Here is a 25,209-nt window from a genome sequence, read left to right on the forward strand (position 1 = left end):
CCACGCCCTTCGGGCGCGGTCCCCCTCCCCTTCCAGGGGAGGATTTCAACGTAAAAACGGTCCGGCAGTCTCCTGCCGGACGTCCAGTCCTTCCACCCAAACCCGCGAAGGGAGTGTCGAATTCCCCGTGAGCTGGCCCGTAAAGCGGCCGTCATCCCCGCGCAGGCGGGGACCCATCTCCCAACATCGCCCCCTAACGGGGCGTCGGAGATGAAGCCCGCCGTTGCGGCAATCACGCGAGAGAGTGTCAGGCCGCAAACTGGTTCATCGTATTATGCGCGCCACCGGCCTTGAGCGCCGCTTCGCCCGCGAAATACTCCTTATGATCATCGCCAATGTCGCTGCCCGACATATTCTGATGCTTAACGCAGGCGATGCCCTGACGGATTTCCTTGCGCTGGACGCCCTCGACATAGCCCAGCATCCCGGCCTCTCCGAAATAGTCCTTGGCCAGGTTGTCGGTGCTGAGCGCCGCCGTATGATAAGTTGGCAGGGTAATGAGGTGATGGAAAATGCCCGCCCGCGCCGCCGCATCCTTCTGGAAGGTGCGGATGCGGTCGTCGGCTTCCCGGCCCAGATCGGTGGCATCATAATCGACGCTCATCAGGCGCGCCCGGTCATAGCCGCTGACATCCTTGCCAGCATCGACCCACGCATCATACACCTGCTGACGGAAATTCAGCGTCCAGTTGAAGCTGGGCGAATTATTATAGACCAGCTTGGCGTTGGGAATGACCTCGCGGATGCGATCGACCATCGACGCGATCTGCTCGATATGCGGCTTCTCCGTCTCGATCCACAGCAGGTCCGCGCCATTTTGCAACGACGTGATGCAGTCCAGCACGCAGCGGTCGGCCCCGGTCCCTTCGCGGAACTGGAACAGATTGCTCGGCAACCGCTTGGGGCGCAACAGCTTGCCGTCGCGGTTCAGGATGACGTCGCCATTCTTCGCCGTCGCCGGGTCGATCTCCTCGCAATCGAGGAAGCTGTTATACTGATCACCGATATCGCCCGGCTCTTTGCTGACCGCAATCTGCTTGGTCAGGCCAGCGCCCAGCGAGTCCGTCCGCGTGACGATGATGCCGTCATCGACGCCCAGTTCCAGAAAGGCGTAGCGGCAGGCACGAACCTTGGCGAGGAAGTCCTCATGCGGCACCGTGACCTTGCCGTCCTGATGGCCGCACTGTTTTTCGTCCGACACCTGATTCTCGATCTGGAGCGCGCACGCCCCCGCCTCGATCATCTTCTTGGCGAGCAGATAGGTCGCTTCCGCATTGCCGAAACCCGCATCGATATCTGCGATGATCGGGACGACATGGGTTTCGAAATTGTCGATCGCATGTTGCGCCTTCTGCGCCTTGACCTCGTCACCGGCCGCGCGCGCCGCGTCGAGGTCGCGGAACAACATGCCCAATTCGCGGGCGTCGGCTTGCTTCAGAAAGGTGTAAAGCTCTTCGATCAGCGCCGGAACGCTGGTCTTCTCATGCATCGACTGGTCGGGCAACGGGCCGAAGTCGCTGCGCAGCGCTGCGACCATCCAGCCCGACAGATAGAGATATTTGCGCTTGGTCGTGCCGAAATGCTTCTTGATCGCGATCATCTTCTGTTGGCCGATGAAACCGTGCCAGCAACCCAGCGACTGGGTATAGTTGGCCGGGTCGGCGTCATAGGCGGCCATGTCGCGGCGCATGATGCCCGCCGTATATTTGGCAATGTCGAGACCCGTGTTGAACCGGTTCTGCAATTGCATGCGCGCAACCGATTCCGCATTGATGCCATCCCATGTGCCGGGATGCTGCCGATCAACGCCTGCGCCTTTGCGATATTTTCCTGGTAGGACATGGGCCGTTCCCTCGTGAGCTATGGGCTTGATGCACAGCCTCTACCCCCCGCCCGCACGGCGGGGCAGCCCTTGTGAAGTTCAGTTGTCGATCTTTACAAAAATCTGCTGTAAAGTTGTAAAGCCTGCACAGGAGTCGAGCCGATGCGTAAAGACAGCCCGGTCTATATGGGGCCGCGCCTGCGGCGGCTTCGCCGTGACCTTGGCCTTACCCAGGCCGACATGGCGGCCGATCTCGACATTTCTCCCTCCTATGTCGCGCTGCTCGAACGCAACCAGCGGCCGCTGACCGCCGACATGCTCCTGCGCCTCGCGCGCACCTACAAGCTCGACATGGCGGAGGTCGCTGGCGACGGCGGCACCGAACAGACCGCACGGCTTCACGCCGTCCTCAAAGACCCGATGTTCGCCGACCTCGACCTGCCTGCCCTCGCCACCGGCGACGTCGCGGTCAATTATCCCGGTGTCACCGAAGCCCTGCTGCGCCTCTACACCAGCTATCGTGAAGAGCATCTGGCGCTCGCCGACCAGGGCGTCGCCCCCGATGACGCGCCCGATCCGGTCGCCGAATCGCGCCGCTTCCTCGCCGCCCGCCGCAACAGCTTTCCGATGCTGGACGACATCGCCGAAAAACTCGCCGCCGATGCCGAGACGGAAGGCGGCCTTGTCGGCTGGCTGCGCGCCCGGCATAGCCTCCGCGTCCGCCGCCTGCCTTCCGACGTGATGGCAGGCTCGCTGCGCCGCTACGATCGCCACCGCGATGCGATCCTCCTCGACGACACGCTCGACACCGCCAGCGCCCAATTCCAGCTCGCGCTCCAGATCGCTTATCTGGAAATGCGCAAGGCCTTCGACGCCATCCTCAAGGACGGCCAGTTCGCCAATGAAAGCAGCCGTCGCCTCGCCCGCCGCGCGCTCGCCAACTATGGGGCCGCGGCGATCCTGATGCCCTACGCCGCCTTTGCCAAAGCGGTCGAGGCGCGCCGCTATGATGTCGAGGCGCTCGCCCGCCAGTTCGGCACCAGTTTCGAGCAGGTCGCCCACCGCCTCACCACCCTGCAAAAACCGGGACAGGAGCGCGTCCCCTTCTTCTTCCTCCGCGTCGACCCGGCGGGCAATGTCTCCAAGCGGCTCGACGGCGCGGGCTTCCCCTTTGCCCGGCATGGCGGCTCCTGCCCGCTGTGGTCGGTGCATCGCGTCTTCGAGACGCCCCGACAGGTCGTCACCCAATGGCTCGAACTGCCCGATGGCCAGCGTTTCTTCTCGATCGCGCGCACGGTCACGGCGGGCGGCGGTGGTTGGGAATCCCCCAAGGTCGACCGCGCCATCGCACTCTGCTGCGCCGCGGACCATGCCCATCGCCTGATCTACACCCAGGGCAACCCGTCCCCGGACCCGACCCCCATCGGCGTTACCTGCCGCCTGTGCCATCGGCCCCACTGCCTCGCCCGCTCCGCCCCGCCGATCGGCCGGGACATGCTGCCCGACGATTATCGCGGGACGCGCGCGCCGTTCGGCTTTGCCGATGGTTAGCCGTCGATCAAATCCAGATAGGCGACCACATCATTGTCGGTCGCCAGATACAGGCCATCCTGCATCTCCGTCGGCTGCTGGTCCGCGACGTGGAGCGCCTGGCTCAATGGCCCATACATAATGGTCATGGCCGCGCCGTCATCGCCCAGATGATAGAGGCGGACGGTGGCATCGTCATAGGTGCTGCGCATCGTGCCAGTATCCGACGATCGGTTCTTCAAGACAACCCCTGTCCCGTTCGCCCTGAGCTTGTCGAAGGGCCGTCCTTCTGCCCGAGAAGGACAAGGCTTCGACAGGCTCAGCCCGAACGGAGGTTGGGAAAACTCTTACCGCCGGTCCTTCACTTTCATGGATGGCGCCAGTTCGTTCGCGCCGATCTTCACCGCGTCGTCGGTGAAGTTGGCGACGAAGGTGGAGCCGCGTTCCAGGCCCGGCACGAAACCGGCTTTATTGCCCTCGATTACCAGCCGCTGCTGTCATGTTCGCGGCCTTCGGGGGCGATGGTGATGAAAGCGGACCAGTTATCCTTGTCCTTACCCTGCACCATTTCATTGCCACGGATGAGGCCGCTCGCGCCGTTGGATAGGTCGATCATATAGTTGGTCAGTGTGCCGCCGCTGTCGTCAAAACTGTTGCCGGTGATGGTGACGCGGGCGGTGCGGGTTTTCAGATAATGGCCGCCATCGCCCAGGTCGAAGCGGCTGTTGGTGACGGTCAGGCTGTCCAGCCGCCCGATATAGAGGCCGTGCGCGCAATCCAGATCGCGGTCGCAGCGGCCGAGGTGCCGGAAGGTCGACTTGTCGATGCTGACCTGGCCACCGTTATAATCGCCAGTCAAAATCCCTTCCTCGCTTTTGCGGAACAGGCTGTTGCGGACGGTGAGAGTGCCGCTTTCGAGGCGGATGCCCGCGCCATTGCCGTCGGGCACGCGGATATTCTGGAAGATGATGCCATCGACCACGCTCGCCCGGCCGCGCAGCACGAACGCGCCCTTGCCCTCGCACGGCACGCCGTCGAAGATGACACTGCCCGGCGTCGCGGCGCGGATGGTGACGTCGCCGCCCTGCTGCACCGCGCATTGGCGATAGGTGCCCGGCGCCACCACCACCGTGCCGCGCCCGTCGCCGATCGCGCTCAGCGCATCGGCCAGCGACCCGAAGGCGCGGCCCGATTCGGCGAGCGTGAAAGGGGCGGGATTGCCCTGTGCCAGCGCGGTCGAGGCGATGGCGAGCGAGACGAGCAGGCTGGTGGACATGATGCGCATGGCGCGCACGATAGGCGCGGGCGACGCGCCGACCAAGGTGAGAAGGGGGTTAATGGCGCGCTGCCCCGCTATGGGACAGATGGGAGGGCAAAGGTTGCGAGCGGGGGTGGTGGTTGCCGGTCCCCTGCCCGTCCGCGCGCCCATCAGAGTCACAGCCACGCGACGGCGGGGAAGTTCACACCGTTGCAGCACCGTATTTTCGGCCGAATCTGGGCGTAAAGTGCCGGTAAAGCCGCCGCGACGCGACAGTGACGCGCCTGTTGGGTCACAATGACGCGACAGAGACGCGCCACCCACGCGTCAGCGACGCGCCGCCCTGGGGGCGGGTTGCGGGGCGAAGGGATCGGCCAGGCTTTGCGCATGAAGCGCCAGCGCGCGCTCCCAGGTTCGGTCGAACGGCGTGCCCGCGAGGCGCTGCCGCAACCGATGCGCACTGGCGCGCGACATGCCTGCATTGCGGGCGGCGTGCGTGACATTGCCGGTGGCGAGCAGCGTGGCGAGGAAAAGCCGCTGCTTGTCCGGCGTCCAACGGGCGCGATCGGTGGAGGCGGGCGCGGCGGGCGCGGCGGGCGCGGGCGGATGAGGGGTGGTGTGCTGGTCCATCTATGAGGATAGACCAGAGGATTTCCTATTTTGGAAGGGGGGTTTTGGGTAGCAAAGTAAACGTTGGAATGTCTGGCTTGGCGCTTATAAGTCTTTCAAGGCTAATTGCGGTACACTCGCGAACGGACGTTCAATCAATTTACAGCCCAAGAGCAGTTAGTGAATAGCTATGACCCAGATCGTATATCTCGATCAGAACGCCTGGGTAAGCCTCGCGCGTGGATCGTGGGATAAGGTACGATATCCTAGAGAGCACGCCACTCTTACCAAGGTAGTGGAAACGGTTCAGCGCAACCATATCGTCGTTCCGCTGACCTTCACCAATCTCTACGAGACCTCGAAAATCAATGTCCCGTATCGGCGTGCTAACATGGCGCGAGTGCAAGCACTAATTAGCGGTGGCACTGTGTTTCGCGATCGACGCCGGATTCTTGCGGAAACGCTTTCGGCCTATATCGCCGATAAATGCTCGATACCGAAGAAAAAGCTACCGCCATATTGGTTTATTTCCGATTTGTGGTTTGAATCGGCCGGAGACTATTCTCCAGATCGCTATGGGTTCGAGATTTCAGATCGGGTGATTGAATTTATTAGGAAAGACCCAGCACGCGCGATGTTCGACTATCTCGCGTTCAACGACGAAGCGATGCGGCTTGAAGCCGTAAAGCGCTACAGCCGAGGCTCCGCTGACCTCCTCGCCCTTATTGAGGTCCGACGCGGTATTGTAGCAAATGAAACGCTCGCATTGAGAAAGCGAGCGTACGCCGCTAGGATGATCATTAACGAGCTAGACTTCATTTTGGCGACGGCGCGTCTTCTTGGTCTTGCTTGGTCAACCGTCAGCGACATCGGATCTTCGCTAGTGCGTAGTATGATTGTAGATATCCCAGTGTTCAACGTCGAGCGTGAGTTGGTTGTCCGACTTGAGGATCAAGCCAGAACTATTTCCGAGAACGACCTGCGAGACATGATGGCTTTTATGACCGCCCTCCCGCTGGCAGACGTAGTCGTCGCGGAAAAGCAATTCGTGAATCTTGCGCGGCAGGCGCAACTCGACAAGCGCTATGATACTACCCTGATGACCTCAATCTTCGATTTATGAGCTATGTAGAAGCCGACAGATCGGCACCTACAAGCCGCGGCTTTGGGCGCACGATGGATGCTGAAACAAGTTCAGCATGACGGTAGAGAGTGGCAGAAAGGCCTGAGCGCTAGCGCCTCTCCGCAACGGGCGGGACGAGCAAAGTGCATCCGCGCTGCCGCACACCAAGGAGGATAAACCACCAACGCCAACCGCTCCCTACCGAACTGTTCCGCTCACTCCCACTTAGCCGTCGCCTTCTGCGTCTTGGCGTTCCAGAAGATCTGGATTTTGCTGATCGTGCAGAGGTCAAATTGGTCCACTGGGCTTCGTCGCCATCGGTGAAGATGACTTTGAGGTCGTAGTTGCAGACGGCGTTCTTGGCGTTGAAGGTGATGGGACCGAGGCGGTGTCTTCCAGCACTTCGTCTTCCATCACGTCGTCGCCCCAGGCCTTGGCCGAGGCGGGCGAGACATAAACTTCGGCGATGTCGTTGCCGGTCTTGTTGAACAGGGTGAAGTTCTGGTCCCCGGCGATGGCGGGCGCGGCGAGAAACAGGGCGCAGGCGCCCAGGATGATGGCAATCGGTTTCGTGAATAATCCCCCCCGTGCCGATGCATGTCATCGGCGCGGGGACCGTGTAAGATAGTGCGCTGACCGTAACAAGCGTCTGTTTCGGGGCGCTTAATCCAGATTTGGCCGCAAATACCGTTCCGCCGTGTCGATATCGATGCCGCGCCGTCCGGCATATTCCTCCAACTGGTCGCGGCCGACGCGGGCGACGCCGAAATATTCGGATTGGGCGTGGCCGAAATAGAAGCCGCTGACGGCGGCCGTGGGGAGCATGGCGAAGCTCTCGGTCAGGGTGATGCCGGTCGCGTGATGGGCGTCGAGCATCTCGAACAGGATCGTCTTGAGGCTATGTTCGGGACAGGCGGGATAGCCGGGTGCGGGGCGGATACCGCGATACTGTTCCTTGATAAGCGCTTCGTTGGTCAGCTGCTCGCCCTCGGCATAGCCCCAAAGCGCGGTGCGGACATAATGGTGGAGGCGTTCGGCGAAGGCTTCGGCCAGACGGTCGGCCAGGGCTTTCAGGAGGATGTCGGAATAATCGTCGATCGCGGCCTTGAAGCGGGCCAGATGCGGTTCGATGCCGTGGATGCCGACCGCAAAGCCGCCCATCCAGTCGCCATCATGGCTGATGAAATCGGCGAGGCACATATTGGCGCGGCCTTCGCGCTTCTGGATCTGCTGGCGCAGCATGGGGAGGGTATAGTGTTTCTCATCCTCGACATGGACGATGATGTCGTCGCCCTGACGGCGGCAGGGCCACAAGCCCGCGACGCCGCGCGCGGTCAGCCATTTTTCGTTGACTATTTTGTCGAGCATCGCCTGCGCATCGGCGAACAGGCTTGAAGCGCTTTCGCCGACGACCTCGTCGGTCAGGATGGCGGGATAATTGCCCGCCAGTTCCCAGGCGCGGAAGAAGGGCGTCCAGTCGATATAGTGGACCAGATCCTTCAGATCCCAGTCGGGGAAGCGATGGACGCCGGGCAGGCGCGGCCGCGGGGCCTTGAGGCTTTCGTCGATTTCGAAGGCGTTGGCGCGGGCGTCCTCGATGCTGACGAGAGCGCTTTGCCCCTTGTTGGCGCGGGCGACGCGGACATGCTCATAATCATCCTTGGTCTTCTGGACGAAATCGGTCTTTTGCGTGTCTGACACCAGGGCGGTGGCGACGCCGACCGCGCGGCTGGCGTCGAGCACATGCACGACCGGGCCGGTGAAGGCCGGGTCGATGCGCAGCGCGGTGTGGACGCGCGAGGTGGTCGCGCCGCCGATCAGTAGTGGCATGGTCATGCCCGCGCGCTGCATTTCGGTCGCCACCGTCACCATCTCGTCGAGCGAGGGGGTGATGAGGCCCGACAGGCCGATCATGTCGGCGTCATTCTCGTTCGCGGCCTTGATGATGTCCTGCCAGGGGACCATCACGCCCATGTCGATCACGTCGAAGCCGTTGCATTGTAGCACGACGCCGACGATATTCTTGCCGATGTCGTGGACGTCGCCCTTGACCGTGGCCATGATGATCTTGCCCTTGCCCTTGGCGCCGGGTTCCTTGGCGGCCTCGATATAGGGGAGCAGGTGGGCGACCGCCTTCTTCATGACGCGGGCGGATTTGACGACCTGGGGCAGGAACATCTTGCCCGCGCCGAACAGGTCGCCGACGACGTTCATGCCGTCCATCAACGGGCCTTCGATCACTTCGATCGGGCGGGCGGCGGTGAGGCGGCATTCCTCCGTATCCTCCACCACATACATGTCGATGCCCTTGACGAGGGCATGTTCGAGGCGACGGGCGACGGGCCAGCTGCGCCACTCCTGCGCGGCCTTTTCGACTGCCGCGTCCTTGCCGCGATAGCTTTCGGCGAGGGTGACGAGGCGGTCGCCCGCTTCGGGATCGCGGTTGAGGAGCACGTCCTCGCAGGCGGTGCGCAGCGCGGGGTCGATCGCGTCATAGACGTCGAGTTGGCCTGCGTTGACGATCGCCATGTCGAGCCCGGCGGGGATGGCGTGGTAGAGGAAGACGCTGTGCATCGCGCGGCGGACGGGTTCGTTGCCGCGGAAGGAGAAGGAGAAGTTGGACAGGCCGCCGGAGATATGGACATGCGGGCAGCGCGCCTTGATCTCGCGGCAGGCTTCGATGAAGTCCAGGCCGTAATTATTATGCTCCTCGATCCCCGTCGCCACCGCGAAGATATTGGGGTCGAAGATGATGTCTTCGGGCGGGAAGCCGATGCCCATCAGCAGATCATAGGCGCGGGCGCAGATTTCAACCTTGCGCGCCTTGGTATCCGCCTGGCCGGTTTCGTCGAAGGCCATGACCACGACGGCGGCGCCATAGGCCATGCATTTGTGGGCGTGGAAGAGGAAGGCCTCCTCGCCCTCCTTCATGCTGATCGAGTTGACGATCGGCTTGCCGGAGACGCATTTGAGGCCCGCTTCGATGACGTCCCATTTGGAGCTGTCGATCATGACGGGGACGCGGCTGATGTCGGGTTCTGACGTCATCAGCTTGAGGAAGGTGGTCATCGCCTCGACCGCGTCGAGCAGCCCCTCGTCCATGTTGACGTCGACGATCTGCGCGCCATTTTCCACCTGCTCGCGCGCAATGTCGATCGCGGCGGCATAGTCGCCTGCCATGATCAGCTTCTTGAACTTGGCCGAGCCCGTGACGTTGGTGCGTTCGCCGATATTGACGAAGGTGGCGGTGGATTTCTGGGTCATCTGGTCGATCTCAATTCCGTTCGGGCTGAGCGAAGTCGAAGCCCTTGTCTGAGCGGAGGCGAAGACACCTCACTATGTTCGGTGGAGCCCTTCGACAGGCTCAGGGCGAACGGGGGGAGGTGTTTCCTCCTTGCCATTACGCGGCGATGTGCATGGGTTCGAGGCCGGCGAGGCGCGTGACGACTTCCAGCTTTGGCACCATGCGGGGCTTTTCGCCCGCCAGCGCCCTGGCTACTGCGCCGATATGCTCAGGGGTCGTGCCGCAGCAGCCGCCGACCATGTTGACCAGCCCTTCGTCCACCCACTGGCGGATCAGTTTCGCGGTGGTTTCGGGCAGTTCGTCATATTGGCCGAGTTCGTTGGGCAGGCCTGCATTGGGATAGGCCAGGATCAGCGTGTCGGCATTTTTCGACAGGTCGGCGAGATAGGGGCGCAGCAGGTCCGCGCCGAACGCGCAGTTCACGCCGATGGTCAGCGGCTTTAAATGGCGCATCGAATACCAGAAGGCGTTGATGGTGTGGCCCGACAGGTTGCGGCCCGACATGTCGGTGATGGTGAAGCTGAGCATCAGCGGGACCGGGCGGCCCGCCGCTTCCTCCGCCTCGCGCGCGGCCATGCCTGCGGCCTTGGCATTCAACGTGTCGAAGCAGGTTTCGACCAGCAGGAAATCCACGCCGCCCGCGATCAGCGCTTCGCATTGTTCGCGATAGTCGGCTTTCAGCGTATCATAATCGACTTCGCGATAGGCGGGATCGTTGACGTCGGGCGAGATGGACAACGTCTTGTTGGTCGGCCCGATCGAGCCGCATACGAAGCGGGGCTTGCCATCCGCCGCCGTCGCCGCGTCGCAGGCGCTGCGCGCCAGCTTGGCGGCTGCGATATTGATGTCCCACACCAGATGTTCGCAGCCATAATCGGCCATCGCGATCTTGGTGGACGAGAAGGTGTTGGTTTCGATCATGTCCGCGCCCGCCGCCAGATAGGCGGCATGGATGCCCTGCACGATGTCCGGCCGGGTCAGGCACAGCAGGTCGTTATTGCCCTTCTGATCCTTGGGCAAATCGAGGTCGCCGCGATAATCGGCTTCGGTCAGGCCATGCTTCTGGATCGACGTGCCATAGCCGCCGTCGAAGATCAGGATCTTGTCCGCCGCCAGGGCGCGTAATTGTGCTTCGGCCGTCATAATCATGTCCTCTCGTACCGTTCGGTTCGAGCCTGTCGAGAACCCCCACGCAACCAGTTCTCGACAAGCTCGAACCGAACGGAGGGAGTGGTGAAATATCTAAGCGTTCGCCGCTGGCTTCGCCCGCAGCCCCAGCAAATGGCAGATGGCAAAGCTCAATTCCGAACGGTTGAGCGTGTAGAAATGAAAGTCGCGCACGCCGCCTGTATAGAGTTTCTGGCACAGTTCCGCCGCGATCGTTGCCGATACCAGTTGGCGCGAGGCGGGGTGATCGTCCAGTCCCTCGAACAGGCGGGCCATCCAGTTGGGCACCTGCGTATTGCACATCGCCGCCATCCGCTGGGTAGCGGCGAAATTGCTGACCGGCATGATGCCCGGCACGATGTCGGCGGTGATGCCGGCCGCCAATGTCTTGTCGAGGAAGCGGAAATAGGCGTCGGGGGTGAAGAAGAATTGGGTGATCGCGCGGATCGCCCCGGCGTCCAGCTTGCGCTTCAAATTGTCGAGGTCGCTCTGCGCGCTGGCCGCTTCAGGATGGACTTCGGGATAGGCAGACACTGAGATTTCGAACGGGTGGCGCTGCGCCAGCCCTTCGACCAGTTCGGCCGCGCCCTTATAGCCGTCCGGGTGCGGTTCGAAACTGCCACCGACTTCGGGTGGATCGCCGCGCAGTGCGACGATGTGGCGCACGCCCGCGTCCCAATAGGCATCAGCGATCTCGCCGATCTCGGCCTTGCTCGCGCCGACGCAGGTCAGGTGGGCGGCAGCGGCGAGCGGCGTTTCCCTGGCGATCCGCGCCACCGTGTTGTGGGTGCGTTCGCGGGTCGAGCCGCCCGCGCCATAGGTTACGGACACGAATTTGGGCGCGAGCGGCGTCAAGGTCTCGATCGCGGACCAGAGCTGTGCTTCCATCTTTTCCGACTTGGGCGGGAAGAATTCGAAGCTGACATGGCAGTCGCCTGCAAGATCCGCGTAAAGCGGGGCGACAGGATCGTTCAGGGTCATGCGGAAATCCGTCCTTCGATGGGCAGGATGCGGGCGCCCTTGCGCCGTCCCAGCCAGAGTTGCACCGTCAGTTCCTGGCCGGGCAAAGTTTCCACCCGTTCCAGCGCCAGCCCTGCCGCCGCGAACCAGCCGTCGATCTGATCGTCGGAAAAGCCGAGGCGTGCGTGCTGATCGCGCAACCGCAATTCCTCGCGCTCATGGGGGGCGAAGTCGGCGATCAGCACGCGGCCGTCCAGTGCAGTCACGCGCGCCGCTTCGGCGATCACCTGTTCCGGCGCTTGCGCATAATGGAGAACCTGATGCAGCACGACGGTATCCACGCTGCCCGCTTCCAGCGGCAGGTCCAGGAAATCACCCAGCAGCAGCGCATATTTATCGCCTGCATCTTCGGGTAGCTTCGCGCGCGCCAGCCGCAGCATGTCCGGGCTGCGATCAATCGCCGTCACGGCGCGCGCGGCCGGGCCGAACAGTTCGACCATCCGCCCGGTGCCAGTGCCGACGTCGAGCAGATGGCCGATCGGGGCGCTGGCCAGCAGCGCGGTCATCGCCGTTTCCACCTGCACTTCGGCAACATGGAGCGACCGGATCGCATCCCATTCCTCGGCATGGTCGGCGAAATAGCTTTCGGCCGCGCGCGCCCGGTCGGCGCGCACGGCGGCGAGCCGCGCCAGATCAGCCTGCTGCCATAATTTTTCCGTGTCGGATGGCGTCAGATGATCGAACAGGGCGATGAACGGGGCAAGGCCATCGCCCTTGCCCAGACGCAGGAACACCCAATTGCCTTCCTTGCGCCGTTCGACCAGACCCGCTTCGGCGAGGATGCGGACATGGCGCGACACGCGCGGCTGGCTTTGCCCCACCACCTGCGCGATTTCGCCGACGGCCAATTCCATCGCGCGCAACAAATGGATGATCCGCAACCGTGTGGGATCGCCAAGGGCACGGAAAATGTCGAGTGAAGCGGCCATGAACCCATCATATAAAGAAATCTTTATATGCGTCAACAATTCTCGGTTTTTGGGCATTTGACCGGCAAAAGCAGGGGCCTATCGCCTTGCTGTTGCATGAATGGGATTGCCTTGCCCTGCCCAAGGCATTACGAATCGCCCCGCAGGCGCAATGGGGGGTGAGCTTTTCTCCGAGAGTGGTCTGCACCGTTTTTTTCTCAGAGAGGGGTTTTTACCCATGACCAAGTCTATCGCTCTTTCGCTCGTTCTTGCCGCTTCGCTCGGCCTGGCTGCCTGCTCGGGCGCCGAAACCGAGAACACCGCCAACGCGGCTGCCAACTCGGCCGAGAACGCATCGAACGCTGCCGACAACGCCATGAACGCGGCGATGAATTCTGCCGACGCGGCCGCCAACGCGGCGTCGAACGCCACCAACGACGTCGCCAACGCGATGTAAGAACCCGCCAGTTCGTTGAACTATGTGATTGGGGGTCGCACCGGCAACGGCGCGGCCCCTTTTCCGTATGAGGAGCAGAGAATGGCCCGTTTGAACGGCCTTTTGATCGGCCTGATGCTATTGGGCGGCTGCGGCTCGGCCTCCGAAGACGGCGTTGGCGGGGTCAGCGCCAGCGAGGCGGAAGCGCTCAACGATGCCGCCGCCATGCTGGACGCACGGTCCGGCGCGGCACAAGTGGGCGACGCAGGTCTCAACCCGGCCGCTACGACGGCCGCGCGCGCTTATCGTAACCGCGTGGCCCCGACGGAGCCCCCTGCGCCATGAAAAAGGGCCGCATCCTTACGGCGCGGCCCTATTTCTGTTTCGCTTCGAGCGACTGGCTCAGCAGTTGCGGTCGATCGCCCGGCCGGCCAGTGCGCCGACGCCTGCACCGATGATCGCGCCGGTCGTGCCGTCACCGCGACGGCCATAGCGACCCGAGCCCTTGCCGACTTCGTTGCCAAGCAGGCCACCGGCGATCGCGCCGATGATGGTGCCGCCCGTGCCATTGTCCCGGCAGCGATAACCGCCGCGATAGCCATTGTTGCGATAGTAACGGTCGCCACGATAATATTGGTTGCGGTTGCCGCGATAGCCACGGTTGTCGCGGAACCCACGATCCCCGCCACGATAATAATCGCCGCGATCATAGCCGCCACGGTCGTAACCGCGATAATAGCCATTTTGCGCCATCGCCGGCGTGGCGGTTACCGCGAGGGAAGCCGCACCCATCGCCAGGGCTGCGCCCAAATTCACCAGAAACTTCATCTTCATCGCGCTTCTCCTTCCTGTGTCAGCATCAAAAGGCGACGTCCAGTTACGGGATTGCCCATCGATTGACGTCTTTATGGCCGATTCGGTTTGAGCCATCCCTGAATGGCGCTGACAGCCGCCGTTCACCTGACCTCGGCTTGGCATTGGCCTGCTGCGCTTAGTCGCCGGAGCGGCTATGGCGGGCGGCATGACGCGAATCCTGATCGTGCTGACGCTGGCCGTCCTGCTGTTGCCAGCCCCGCATCCCAGCAAGCCAAAGGCCGTGCAGGCAGGGGCTTTGCTGGTATCGGCACGCGCCCTGCCGCTCAGCAGCATCGACCCTGCATTGCGGCGGGTGGGGACATTGGATTATCTGGGCGGTTGGGAATTGCGCAGTGGCAATCCAGGCTTTGGCGGCATCTCCGCGTTGCGCGCGACGGGCGCGGGCGACATTTTGGCGCTCAGCGATTCCGGCATATTGACGGGCTTTCATGTCGGGCCGGGCGAAGCGGCACGGCGGCCGTTCATCGCCCCGCTACCGGTGCGCCCCAAGGACCGGCATCTGCCCTGGTGGGCATGGGATTCCGAAGCCCTGGCCCATGATCCGGCGACCGACCGCCATTGGGTGGGGTTTGAACTGCAACAGTCGATCTGCCGCTATGCGCCCGGCTTTGCGCGCGTGGAGGCGTGCCGCACCTGGCCCGCCATTATGGGGTGGCCCGACACCGGATCGATCGAATCGCTCGCCCGCCTGCCCGATGGCCGGTTCATCGCGATTGCCGAAATGGGCATGACGCCCGACGGACAGCATCAGGCGCTGTTGTTTGCGGACGATCCGGCCGATATCGGAACGCCTGCCCCCATTGCGCTGCGCTATACACCGCCGCAGGGATACCGCCCGACCGATGCGGTGGCGCTGGACGCGCGGCGGTTGCTCGTGGTCAATCGCCGCCTCACGCTGCAAAACCTCTTCACCGCCACCATTGCCATCGTCGACCTGCCGCCGACGCTGGAGCCGGGCATGACGCTCAAGGCCCGCACCTTAGCGCGCCTCGCGCCGCCGCTGCTGGCGGACAATTTCGAGGGGATAGCGGTCAGTCGCGAAGGCGGACGGACGATCCTGTGGGTAATCTCCGACGACAATCACGAATTTTTCCAGCGGACGTTGTTGCTGAAGTTCGGGCTGAATTGACCTCTCACCTGCTCCAACCTCCGTTCGTTTCGAGCGAGGTCGAGAAACCTGTGCGCCCCGTTTCTCGACTTCGCTCGAAACGAACGGATCAAAGCGCAGTTCGCGGGCCATCCTGCGCCCAATTCGAACGCAAAAAAGCGGCCCGTTGCGGGGCCGCTTCTTATGCCGAAACGAATCGCGGAAATCAGGCGGCGGTGGCAGCCTGCTTCTTGACGATATCGCGCTTGAGGCGACGAGCCTTGAGCGACAGCTTGTCGTCGCTGGTCTTGACCAGCCAGTTGTCCAGGCCGCCATTATGTTCGACCGAACGCAGACCATGGGTCGACACGCGCAGCTTGACGCTGGATTCCAGTGTTTCGGAGATCAGCGAAACATTCTGCAGATTGGGCAGGAATACCCGCTTGGTCTTGTTATTAGCGTGGGAAACATTGTGACCCACCTGGCGACCCTTGCCGGTCAGCTCGCAAATGCGCGACATAGTCAATCAACCTTGTAATTCGGGTTCGTTCGGAAAGTCGCGCCGATAATGGGATTCTCTCGTCCCGTCAACCCGCGCGCGCACCATGCAACCCTTTGGGCCGACCCTGCGTTGAGCCGTTGTTATCCTAAGGGAGGTCGAAATGCGATTCATTGGTGGTCTACTCGTCATTATCCTGTTGGTCCTGGCCGGGGGCATCGCCACGGGCTTTATCGACCTGCAAAAGACCCGCGACGGCCAATTGCCGCAAATCGCGGTCAAGGAAGGCACGCTGCCCAAATATGAGGCCAATGTCGCCAAGGTCGATGTCGGCAGCCGCACCGAAACCGTCGAAGTGCCGACTGTGGACGTCAAGAAGCCCTGATTCTTCCCCTCCCCTGCTTGATCCTGTAACGGGCGGAGCCATGGCTCCGCCCTTTCCCTTGCCCGCCCCCATGCGCCGCGCGCTCGATCTTGCCCGTTTGGCCGAGGCGGCGGGCGAAGTGCCAATCGGTGCGGTCGTGACCAAGGATGCCGCGATCATCGGCGAGGGCGAGAATCGCAACCGCCGCGATTGCGACCCTACGGCGCATGCTGAGATCGTGGCGATGCGCGCGGCTGCCAAACATCTGAACGACTTCCGCCTGACCGGCTGCGACCTTTGGGTGACGCTGGAACCCTGCCCGATGTGCGCAGGCGCGATATCCCATGCGCGAATCGCCCGGCTCTATTATGCCGTGGCCGATCCCAAGGGCGGCGCGATCGAACAGGGGCCGCGCCTCTTTGCCCAGCCAAAATGCCTGCATCGCCCCGACGTTTATGGCGGCTTGGCCGAGGCGGAGGCCTCAACGCTGTTGCGGGACTTTTTTCGCCGCCCGGCGCTGAATAATCGATGCGGTAGAGTTGATAGGGCAAGGTCATGCCCGTGTTGAGCGTGACCGGCACCAGCCAGTCGGGCAATTTGTCGCGCATCAGGTCGGCATAGAAGCCCGCAGGATTGCGCGATTGATAGATGGTGCCTTCGGGGAACCAGGGGCAGACCAGCAGATAGGTCGCATGATGCTTCGCCGCGATGGCGCGAAAGTCGCGCGCCGGGCCGTCGAAGGCGTGATGGATGTCCAGGATCGTTGCGCCGTTGCGGTGATAGGGTCCGGCGAGCGCGCTATGATGCGTCGTCGCGATCAGGCGCGGGCCCAGATCGACCATGGTGAAGATGGTCGCGGGCGGCAACTGGTCGAGCACCGCCAGCGCGGGCTGGGTCCGGCACCGGCCATTTGCTTTCTTGATCGCGTCCGTGCGCGCGACGGCGGAAGGCCGCCAGGGGCGCGGCACGGTTCCGGTCGCCTGTTGATAGAGCTTCATCGCCTGCGGATAGAGCGGATAGGCGCAGGCGATCGCCGTCAGCAGCGCCACCCCTGCCCCGGCCGCGATCTTCGCCCGGCGCGACCCGGTCAGGATTGCGACGATCAGACGATGCGCGGCCCAGGCGGCGGGCGGGATCGCCAGCAGCTGCGCGGCCGGACCCGCGCGCAGCTGCCAGAAAAGCAGCGCGATCGCAAAGATCATCATCAGCCCCACGGTCGCCCAGGCCCAGAGCCGCTCGGCGTCGCGGCGCGCATCCCACAAGGCCCAGAGCAGCCCGATGAGCCCGGCAAGCGGGATCGCCAGCAGCGGCACCACCATCGACTGCGCCTGCGCCGTGATCGGCTTGGCCTCACGGATGTTGGCGAGCCACAGCCGTTCCAGTTCGGGCGAAATCTGATAGGGGCTGAGGCATTGGGGCCAGTTGAGCCAGAAGAAGAGCGCCACTGCGCCGCCCACGGCTAACCCCGCGCCCAGCCGCGCCATCCAGCCGCGTAGCGGGGCGAGCGCCAGAAGCACCATGCCCGCCGACGCCGCACCGAACACGGCCACCCAGATGGGCGAGAGTGCATCGCAGACCTGTTCGCGATTGGCGTAGCTGGCGAAGATCACATAGCACAGCGAAGTCGCGCCACCGAGGCTGAGTGCATAGGGCAGCATCCGCCGCTCGGCGCCGTCGCGAAACACCCAGCGCAGCGCGATCAGCCCGCCGCCAGCCGCCAGATAGACGATCATCTCCATCCCGATCGCGATCGACAGCGCGCTGCTGACCCCGGCCATGATGCCGCCGCGCAGCCGGTTGGTGTCGATCACCCCGGCCAGCATGGTCAGCGCCAGCGCCAATTGCCAGCCATGATGGTCGATCCGCATCGGCGCATACATGCCAAAGCCCATTTGCGCCGCCAGCGGTGCCAGCACGGCGATCAGCCAGCCATTCGGCCCCGCCAGCCGCCGGCCGATGAAGCCGAGGCTGAGCATCAGCAGCAACAGCGGCAGCAAGGGCGCGATTCCGCAGGCTAGCCGGTCGGCCATGTCCTGATCGACGAAGGCGCGGAAGAACAGGATCAGGCCGGCCAGGGGCACATCGACCAGCCGCGACCAGTGGATATTCGCCCCGCCCGGCGGGTCGAGCCGATATTGGCGCAGGTCGTACCAGCCTGCCCCGCCAGCCAGTCCTTGACCTGGACATAGCGGATATTGTCGTCGGTATCGCCCAACACCAACCAGTGGATGGCGGACCAGCGCGTCACCACCATCGTCACCGCAATGGCGATCCAGATCAGAAAGGTCAGCCATTTCCAATGGCGTGCGCCATGGACCGACAGAAGTGTCGCGATGTGGCAGGCGCGGGCGCGCAGGGTTTCGCCGCTATGCAAGGTCATGTGCGTGGATTAGAGGCTGCGCATCAAAGCGCAACGGGGGCCAGCCATGAAATTCGCGCAACGCCTGTCGCCGGAACATTGGGCGCTGTTCTGGCAGATCCTGCGCTATGGCGTCACCGGCCTGTTCGTCACCGCCTGCCAGGCCGCGATTTACTGGTCGCTCGCCACCTATGCCGGGCTGCATGTCCAGCTCGCCAATCTGATCGGCTATGGGGCGGCAGTCGTCATCGGCTATGTCGCGCACAGCGCCTTCACCTTTCGCGGCCAGGGGGCGAATGATAGCCACGCCGCGCGCGGGGCGAAATTCGTTGCCGTGTCGTTGGTCAGCTATGCGCTCAATGCGCTGTGGGTTTGGCTATGCGTCACCCATATGGGCTGGCCCGCCTGGTCGCCGATCCCGGCGATGCTGTTCGTGACACCGGCCTTGGTGTTCGTGCTCAATCGGCAATGGGTATTTCGGTGATCCTGCCCTCAAAGGGAGGAGGGGCGTCGCATATCACACCGAGCCTGTCCAAAATCTATAATCCTCCCCTGGCAGGGGAGGATTATCGTGGTGTTGCGCCAGTGTGGAGGCGACATCAGCCTTGGGAGATGGGTCCCCGCCTTCGCGGGGATGACGGATTAAAGGTCAGTGGTTAAGCCACGCGCCAGCACCGCATCGTCCCGCGCCAAGACCACTAACGGCAGGCCCGCCGCGGCCGCGCGTTCGGCGGCCAGCTGGGTTGGGGCGGAGATGGTGACGAGCAGGGGGCAGTTGGCCAGCACCGCCTTTTCCACCAGTTCATAGGAGCAGCGTGAGGACAGCAGCGCGAAGCCGCCGTCCCAATCCACCCCCATGCGCGCCATCGCGCCGATCAGCTTGTCGAACGCATTATGCCGCCCGACATCCTCGCGCACCAGTCGGATGATCCCGTCCGCGCCGACCCAGGCGGCGGCATGGGCCGCGCCGGTCGCAGCATTCAAGGGCTGGTGATCGCGCATGTCTGCCAGCGCGCAGAAGATCGCCGCCCGGTCGGCCCTGCCCTGCGCCGTCACGCGCGGCAGCGGCCGGATCGCCTGTTCCAGATTTTCGATGCCGCACAGGCCGCAGGAGGAATCCGACGCGCGATGCCGCACTCGATTCAGCAGCCGCTCAACCCGTTCGGGCGGCAGGGTGGCGCGGGCCACCAGCCCCTGCGCCGTTGCATGGACATCGACATCGAACGCCCCGTCGCCCGGCTCGATCAGCCGTTCGGCCATGGCAAAGCCCAGCACCAAGTCATCGATGTCGGCGGGCGTCGCCATCAGCACCGCATAGCCGATGCCGCTAAACTCGATTGCGATCGGGACTTCCTGCGCCAGCGCGCGATCGATCGGCTGCGTCGCACCATCGGGCGTCAGCCGGTCGAACCGCATCGTCACATTGTCCACTTGCCTGCCCATCATCGCGGGGTAGCGATGGTCAGCCTGCGTCGCAATGCCCCGCCTCATTCACCGCGTTGAATGGCGTCGCCTGGTCCTGCGGCACCGGCCTGGTGCCTGCAAGCCGGGCAACGGCCGCCGCGACGATGGGCGAGAAGCGGCCGGGCTGCTCGCTTACCATGGCGATGATCTGCTCTTTCATCCGGGGATCCCAGAAGCTCGCCAGATGCTCCGCCAACGCCTCGACCGCCTTGGCGTCGCCCATCGTCTCCAGATTGCGGGCGATCTGATGCGCCATATAGATCAGCCGATCGGCGGTGGACATGATCTGGGGTTCGTCGTTCATCGACCCGGTCCTATTCCGCCGCTTCCAGGGGTGCGATGCGACGGCTCATCCGCGCCTGGCTGGCGTAATCCTGCTGCCAGTCGCTGGGGCCGTTGGATGGCATCACCTGCACCGCCGTCACCTTATATTCGGGGCAATTGGTGGCCCAATCGCTATAGTCGGTGGTGATGACGTTCGCCTGCGTCTCTGGATGGTGGAAGGTCGTATAGACGACGCCGGGCGCGACCCGCTCGGTCACTTGCGCGCGCAATGTCGTTTCGCCCGCGCGGCTGCGCAAGGTCACCCAGTCGCCATCCTTGAGACCGCGATTATCCGCGTCGGACGGATGGATTTCCAGCCTGTCCTCCGGGTGCCAAGCGGTGTTGGCCGTCCGCCGCGTCTGCGCGCCGACATTATAGTGGGACAATATGCGCCCGGTGGTCAGCAGCAGCGGGAAGCGCGGGCCGGTCTTTTCGTCGGTCGGCACATAGTCAGTGACGACGAACTTGCCCTTGCCGCGCACGAAGCCGTCGGCATGCATGGTCGGCGTGCCGTCCGGCGCTGCGTCATTGGCGGGCCATTGCAGCGACCCTTCCGCCTCCAGCCGGTCATAATGGACGCCCGCGAAGGTCGGGGTCAGCGCCGCGATCTCGTCCATGATCTGCGAAGGGTGATCATAGGTCCAATTGAGGCCCATGGCGTTGGCGACCAGTTGCACAATCTCCCAATCGGCATGACCGTTGAGCGGGGCCATGACCTTGCGCACCCGCTGGATGCGGCGTTCGGCATTGGTGAAGGTGCCGTCCTTCTCCAGGAAGGTCGATCCGGGCAGGAAGATATGCGCGTAATTGGCGGTTTCGTTGAGGAACAGATCCTGCACCACCACGCATTCCATCGCCGCGAGGCCCGCCGCGACATGATGGGTGTTGGGGTCGGACTGAAGGATGTCCTCGCCCTGCACGAACAGGCCCTTGAACGTCCCGTCGGTCGCGGCGTCGAGCATGTTAGGGATGCGCAGGCCCGGCTCGGCATCGAGTGACACGCCCCAGGCCCGTTCGAACAGGCTGCGCGTCGCCGTGTCGGACACGTGCCGGTAGCCCGAAAATTCATGCGGGAAGCTGCCCATGTCGCAAGCGCCCTGGACGTTGTTCTGGCCCCGCAGCGGGTTCACGCCCACGCCTTCGCGCCCGACATTGCCGGTCGCCATGGCGAGGTTGGCGATCGCCATGACGGTCGAGCTGCCCTGGCTATGTTCGGTGACGCCAAGGCCATAGTAAATGGCACCATTGCCGCCGGTGGCATAGAGGCGGGCGGCCGCGCGCACCTCGTCCGCCTTCACGCCAGTCAGCGGCTCGATCGCTTCGGGCGAGCGGGCGGGTTGCGACACGAACTCGGCCCAGTCGGCAAACTCATCCCAATCGCAGCGTTCGCGGATGAACGCTTCGTCGTACAGTTTCTCGGTGACGATCACATGCGCCATCGCAGTCAGCATCGCGACATTGGTGCCGGGGCGCAGCGGCAGATGGTGATCCGCCTCGACATGGGGGGATTTTACCAGATCGGTGCGGCGCGGGTCCATGACGATCAGCTTCGCACCCTGCCGCAGCCGCTTCTTCATGCGGCTGGCGAATACGGGGTGGCCGTCCGTCGGGTTCGCGCCGATGACGAGGATCACATCGGCCTGCATCACGCTGTCGAAATCCTGCGTGCCCGCCGAGGTGCCGAAGGTTTTGCTCAAGCCATAGCCGGTCGGCGAGTGGCAGACGCGGGCGCAGGTATCGACATTATTGTTGCCGAAGCCCTGGCGGATGAGCTTCTGCACGAGGAAGGTTTCTTCGTTGGTGCAGCGGCTGGACGTGATGCCGCCGATGGAGCGGGTGCCGTACTTCGCCTGGATGCGGCGAAATTCGGATGCGGTATGGGCGATGGCCTCGTCCCACGACACTTCGCGCCACGGTTCGCTGACCGAGGCGCGGATCATGGGGTTGAGGATGCGGTCCTGATGCTGGGCATAGCCCCAGGCGAAGCGGCCCTTGACGCAGCTATGGCCGCGATTGGCCTTGCCATCCTTCCACGGCACCATGCGCACCAGTTCCTGCCCACGCATTTCCGCGCGGAAGGTACAGCCGACGCCGCAATAGGCGCAGGTGGTGACGATAGCGCGATCGGGTGTGCCGACCTCGACCACCTTCTTTTCGATCAACGACGCGGTCGGGCAGGCCTGAACGCAGGCTCCGCAGGAGACGCATTCGGACCCCAGAAATCCCTCGCCCTGCGACGCGGCAACCTTGGAGTCGAAACCCATCCCCTCGATGGTCAGCGCGAACGTCCCCTGCACTTCGTCGCAGGCGCGGACGCAGCGGGAGCAGACGATACATTTGCTGGGATCGAAATCGAAATAGGGGTTCGACTGGTCCTTCGCCTGCCCCATATTGGTCGCGCCATCATAGCCATAGCGCACCTCGCGCAGGCCGACGGCGCCGGCCTGATCCTGCAATTCGCAATCGCCGTTCGCGCCGCAGGTCAGGCAATCGAGCGGATGGTCGGAGATATAGAGTTCCATCACCCCGCGCCGGAGCTTTTTCAGGCGCTCGGTCTGGGTGCGGACCACCATGCCTTCGGCGACCGGCGTGGTACAGGAGGCGGGATAGCCGTTGCGACCCTCCACCTCGACCAGGCAGAGGCGGCAGGAGCCGAAACTCTCGACATTGTCGGTCGCGCATAGCTTGGGGATGGAGCCGCCCAGCAGCGAGGCGGCGCGCATGATGCTGGTGCCTTCGGGCAGGGTCACGGCCTGCCCGTCGATGGTCAGCGATACGCTTTTGCCCGTGGCGATCGCCGCCGGTGTGCCATGATCGGTTTCGCGGGTGTAGGTCATTCCGCAGCCTCCTGAACGGACTTGGCCAAGCCGAAATCCTCTGGAAAATAATCGAGCGCGCTCAGCACCGGATAGGGGGTGAAGCCCCCCAGCGCGCAGAGCGAGCCATATTTCATCGTGTCGCACAGATCGCGCAACAGGTCGGATTGCGCGTCGAGCGAGGTGTCGATGCGGGCGGGGGAACGGGAATAGAGGGCCTTGCCCAGCACCCCGTCATCCCAGCGTAGGCTGGTATCTCTCTTTTCTTCTGCGCCGCCTGCAAGAAGTGAGATGCCGGCGTTCGCTGGCATGACGGCGGGTGGCCGCATCCCGATGATCCGATCGACAATCTCCACCCCGCGCGTCGATCCGATGCGGCAGGGCGTGCATTTGCCGCAGCTTTCCACCGCGCAAAATTCCATCGCGAAACGCGCCATATGCGCCATGTCGACACTGTCATCGAACACCGTGATCCCGGCATGGCCGATAAGGCCACCCGCGGCCGCAAAGGCTTCATAATCGAACGGCAGATGGAACATGCCGGGCGGGAAATAAGCACCCAACGGCCCGCCCACCTGCACCGCGCGGACCGGGCGGCCGCTGGCGGTGCCGCCGCCGATGGCGTTCACCAGTTCCCCCAGCGTGATGCCGAAGCCGATCTCATAGAGGCCGCCATGCCGAACATTGCCGGCCAGTTGCACCGGCATCGTGCCGCGCGATCGGCCGAAACCGACGCCCGCATAGGCCTCCGCCCCTTCCGCCAATATGAACGGCACGGCGGCGAGGCTGAGCACATTGTTGATGACGGTCGGCTGGCCGAACAGCCCCTTGAGCGCGGGCAAGGGTGGCTTGGCGCGCACTTGGCCGCGCTTGCCCTCGATCGAATCGAGCAGCGCCGTTTCCTCGCCGCAAACATAGGCACCCGCGCCCTCGCGCACTTCCAGCGTGAAGGGCGCGATCCGCTGCACCGCGCGCTCGATCGCCAGCCGCATCGTGTAAATGGCGAAAGGATATTCGGAGCGGATATAGATATAGCATGGTGCGCGCCGACGGCATGGGCGGCGATCGCCATGCCCTCGATCAGGCAATAGGGGTCGCCCTCCATCAGCATCCGGTCGGCGAAGGTGCCGCTGTCGCCCTCGTCGGCGTTGCAGACGATATATTTCTCCGTGCCGGATGCATCCAGCACAGTTTGCCATTTGATGCCGGTGGGGAAACCCGCGCCGCCGCGCCCGCGCAGGCCCGACGCCTTGACCGCATCGACCACCGCCTGGGGGGCAAGCGCACGCGCCGCGTCCAGGCCTTTCCACCCACCCTGCGCCGCATAATCGTCCAGGCAAACCGGATCGATCACGCCGCAGCGGGCGAAGGTGAAGCGCTGCTGCCCGGCAAAGAAGGGCAGCGCGTCGATGCGTCCCAGCCGGTTGGCGTGGCTGCCGTCCAGCACCGCCGCCACATCGCCCGGCCCCACCGGGCCATAGCCGATGCGGCCGTCCGCCGTCTCGACCTCGACCAGCGGCTCGATGCTGAACAGGCCGCGCGATCCGGTGCGGATGACGTCGCACCCGGCTTCGGTAAAGGCCTGCGCGACGTCATCCGCGCCCAGCGCGACCGATGCCATGTCGCGGCTCACATAGATTTTCATGCCGCCACCGCCGCCGCGATCCGCTCCAATGCCGCGCCATCGATCCGCGCCACCGGGCGGCCATCGACCAAGGCATTCGGCCCGATCGCGCAGAGGCCCAGACAATAGACCGGCTCCAGGCTGACCGCGCCATCGCCGCGCGTCTGCCCCATGGCCACGCCCAGCCGCTGCGCCGCCGCTGCCTCGATCGCTGCGCCGCCACGCGCCTGGCAACTTTCGGCGCGGCACAATTTCACCACATGGCGGCCCTGCGGCGTGCGGCGGAAGTCATGATAGAAGGTGACGACGCCATGCACATCGGCGCGCGACAGGTTCAGCGCTTTGGCGATGACCGGCACGACCGCATCATCGATATGCCCGGCCTCTTCCTGCACGGCATGGAGCAGCGGCAATAGCTGGTCGCGCGTCGCGCCATGCTGCGCCGTCCAGCCTTCGATAAACTCGTCCATGTCCATACCCTGCCTGGTTGGCCGTAATTTTGCGCCATAGTGCGGCGGCGGGGCGTGTCGGTCAAATCGAAGCAGGCGATACTTGATAGAGATTGTCTATCAAGTATATGACACGCCCTGACGGAGGGGTGTCGCGCTATCGAGAGGGG

The 25,209-nt window shown here is 63.7% G+C and carries 21 protein-coding genes and 3 pseudogenes; 8 read left to right on the forward strand and 16 right to left on the reverse strand.

Annotated features, from left to right (window positions below):
- Positions 1–247: 247 nt before the first annotated feature.
- A pseudogene (locus tag BF95_RS13445) lies at positions 248–1,842 on the reverse strand (isocitrate lyase).
- 142 nt (positions 1,843–1,984) lie between these two features.
- Here BF95_RS13445 and BF95_RS13450 point away from each other — a divergent pair.
- Positions 1,985–3,373, forward strand: coding sequence for a helix-turn-helix domain-containing protein (locus tag BF95_RS13450; RefSeq protein WP_043151919.1), 1,389 nt, complete (start codon positions 1,985–1,987; stop codon positions 3,371–3,373).
- On the opposite strand, the gene BF95_RS13455 is transcribed toward BF95_RS13450, so the two are convergent.
- The 3 genes and pseudogenes from BF95_RS13455 to BF95_RS13465 form a co-directional block, all read right to left on the reverse strand.
- Positions 3,370–3,564 (reverse strand): hypothetical protein, encoded by a 195-nt coding sequence (locus tag BF95_RS13455; protein WP_043151921.1) that lies wholly within the window; start codon positions 3,562–3,564, stop codon positions 3,370–3,372. The genes BF95_RS13450 and BF95_RS13455 overlap by 4 nt on opposite strands.
- A gap of 135 nt (positions 3,565–3,699) precedes the next feature.
- Positions 3,700–4,637: pseudogene (locus tag BF95_RS13460) on the reverse strand (right-handed parallel beta-helix repeat-containing protein).
- 300 nt (positions 4,638–4,937) lie between these two features.
- Complete coding sequence (locus tag BF95_RS13465; RefSeq protein WP_043151923.1) at positions 4,938–5,240, reverse strand: hypothetical protein; 303 nt, start codon at positions 5,238–5,240, stop codon at positions 4,938–4,940.
- Between the two features lie 169 nt (positions 5,241–5,409).
- On the opposite strand from BF95_RS13465, the gene BF95_RS13470 reads away from it, so the two are divergent.
- The gene (locus tag BF95_RS13470) at positions 5,410–6,342 is read left to right on the forward strand and encodes a hypothetical protein (RefSeq protein ID WP_043151926.1); all 933 of its coding nucleotides are present in this window, start codon (positions 5,410–5,412) and stop codon (positions 6,340–6,342) included.
- Positions 6,343–7,005: 663 nt separating this feature from the next.
- Here BF95_RS13470 and metH read toward each other — a convergent pair.
- From metH to BF95_RS13490, 4 genes are all read right to left on the reverse strand, one after another.
- The gene (gene metH / locus BF95_RS13475; RefSeq protein WP_043151927.1) at positions 7,006–9,606 is read right to left on the reverse strand and encodes a methionine synthase; all 2,601 of its coding nucleotides are present in this window, start codon (positions 9,604–9,606) and stop codon (positions 7,006–7,008) included.
- A 136-nt stretch (positions 9,607–9,742) separates the two neighbouring features.
- Positions 9,743–10,789: a homocysteine S-methyltransferase family protein gene (locus BF95_RS13480; RefSeq protein ID WP_043151928.1), complete on the reverse strand. Its 1,047-nt coding sequence runs from the start codon at positions 10,787–10,789 to the stop codon at positions 9,743–9,745.
- A gap of 99 nt (positions 10,790–10,888) precedes the next feature.
- Positions 10,889–11,794: a methylenetetrahydrofolate reductase gene (gene metF / locus BF95_RS13485; protein ID WP_043151929.1), complete on the reverse strand. Its 906-nt coding sequence runs from the start codon at positions 11,792–11,794 to the stop codon at positions 10,889–10,891.
- Positions 11,791–12,762, reverse strand: coding sequence for an ArsR/SmtB family transcription factor (locus BF95_RS13490; protein WP_043151979.1), 972 nt, complete (start codon positions 12,760–12,762; stop codon positions 11,791–11,793). The genes metF and BF95_RS13490 overlap by 4 nt, the downstream gene beginning before the upstream one ends.
- 217 nt (positions 12,763–12,979) lie before the next feature.
- On the opposite strand from BF95_RS13490, the gene BF95_RS13495 reads away from it, so the two are divergent.
- Positions 12,980–13,198: a hypothetical protein gene (locus BF95_RS13495; protein ID WP_043151931.1), complete on the forward strand. Its 219-nt coding sequence runs from the start codon at positions 12,980–12,982 to the stop codon at positions 13,196–13,198.
- Positions 13,199–13,279: 81 nt separating this feature from the next.
- Positions 13,280–13,522, forward strand: a complete 243-nt coding sequence (locus tag BF95_RS13500; RefSeq protein WP_043151932.1) for a hypothetical protein — start codon at positions 13,280–13,282, stop codon at positions 13,520–13,522.
- Positions 13,523–13,579: 57 nt separating this feature from the next.
- Here BF95_RS13500 and BF95_RS13505 read toward each other — a convergent pair whose 3' ends face one another.
- Positions 13,580–14,011, reverse strand: coding sequence for a glycine zipper 2TM domain-containing protein (locus BF95_RS13505; protein ID WP_043151933.1), 432 nt, complete (start codon positions 14,009–14,011; stop codon positions 13,580–13,582).
- Between the two features lie 187 nt (positions 14,012–14,198).
- On the opposite strand from BF95_RS13505, the gene BF95_RS13510 reads away from it, so the two are divergent.
- Positions 14,199–15,182: an esterase-like activity of phytase family protein gene (locus BF95_RS13510; protein ID WP_043151980.1), complete on the forward strand. Its 984-nt coding sequence runs from the start codon at positions 14,199–14,201 to the stop codon at positions 15,180–15,182.
- 184 nt (positions 15,183–15,366) lie between these two features.
- Here the strand turns inward: BF95_RS13510 and rpmB are convergent, their stop codons facing one another.
- Entirely contained in the window at positions 15,367–15,660 is a 294-nt protein-coding gene (rpmB, locus tag BF95_RS13515; RefSeq protein WP_043151934.1) for a 50S ribosomal protein L28, read from the reverse strand.
- 142 nt (positions 15,661–15,802) lie between these two features.
- On the opposite strand from rpmB, the gene BF95_RS13520 reads away from it, so the two are divergent.
- On the forward strand, positions 15,803–16,024 hold the full coding sequence (locus BF95_RS13520) for a hypothetical protein (RefSeq protein ID WP_043151936.1): 222 nt from the start codon (positions 15,803–15,805) through the stop codon (positions 16,022–16,024).
- 40 nt (positions 16,025–16,064) lie between these two features.
- Positions 16,065–16,571 (forward strand): nucleoside deaminase, encoded by a 507-nt coding sequence (locus BF95_RS26450; protein WP_081764159.1) that lies wholly within the window; start codon positions 16,065–16,067, stop codon positions 16,569–16,571.
- Positions 16,572–18,065: 1,494 nt separating this feature from the next.
- On the opposite strand, the gene BF95_RS31065 is transcribed toward BF95_RS26450, so the two are convergent.
- Positions 18,066–18,383, reverse strand: coding sequence for a hypothetical protein (locus tag BF95_RS31065; protein WP_443018367.1), 318 nt, complete (start codon positions 18,381–18,383; stop codon positions 18,066–18,068).
- Positions 18,384–18,429: 46 nt separating this feature from the next.
- Here BF95_RS31065 and BF95_RS13535 point away from each other — a divergent pair, with 46 nt between their 5' ends.
- On the forward strand, positions 18,430–18,846 hold the full coding sequence (locus tag BF95_RS13535; protein ID WP_043151940.1) for a GtrA family protein: 417 nt from the start codon (positions 18,430–18,432) through the stop codon (positions 18,844–18,846).
- Positions 18,847–19,004: 158 nt separating this feature from the next.
- Here BF95_RS13535 and fdhD read toward each other — a convergent pair whose 3' ends face one another.
- The 5 genes and pseudogenes from fdhD to BF95_RS13560 form a co-directional block, all read right to left on the reverse strand.
- The gene (gene fdhD, locus BF95_RS13540) at positions 19,005–19,805 is read right to left on the reverse strand and encodes a formate dehydrogenase accessory sulfurtransferase FdhD (RefSeq protein WP_043151981.1); all 801 of its coding nucleotides are present in this window, start codon (positions 19,803–19,805) and stop codon (positions 19,005–19,007) included.
- 19 nt (positions 19,806–19,824) lie between these two features.
- Entirely contained in the window at positions 19,825–20,130 is a 306-nt protein-coding gene (locus BF95_RS13545; protein WP_081764157.1) for a formate dehydrogenase subunit delta, read from the reverse strand.
- Between the two features lie 10 nt (positions 20,131–20,140).
- Positions 20,141–22,987, reverse strand: a complete 2,847-nt coding sequence (gene fdhF, locus BF95_RS13550) for a formate dehydrogenase subunit alpha (protein ID WP_043151941.1) — start codon at positions 22,985–22,987, stop codon at positions 20,141–20,143.
- Positions 22,984–24,611 (reverse strand): annotated as a pseudogene (locus BF95_RS13555) (formate dehydrogenase beta subunit). Before BF95_RS13555 ends, fdhF begins: the two are co-directional and overlap by 4 nt.
- The gene (locus BF95_RS13560; RefSeq protein WP_043151983.1) at positions 24,608–25,060 is read right to left on the reverse strand and encodes a formate dehydrogenase subunit gamma; all 453 of its coding nucleotides are present in this window, start codon (positions 25,058–25,060) and stop codon (positions 24,608–24,610) included. Before BF95_RS13560 ends, BF95_RS13555 begins: the two are co-directional and overlap by 4 nt.
- Positions 25,061–25,209 lie beyond the last annotated feature (149 nt).

The sequence above is a fragment of the Sphingobium sp. Ant17 genome, from assembly GCF_000588875.1.
Taxonomy (GTDB): Bacteria; Pseudomonadota; Alphaproteobacteria; order Sphingomonadales; family Sphingomonadaceae; genus Sphingobium.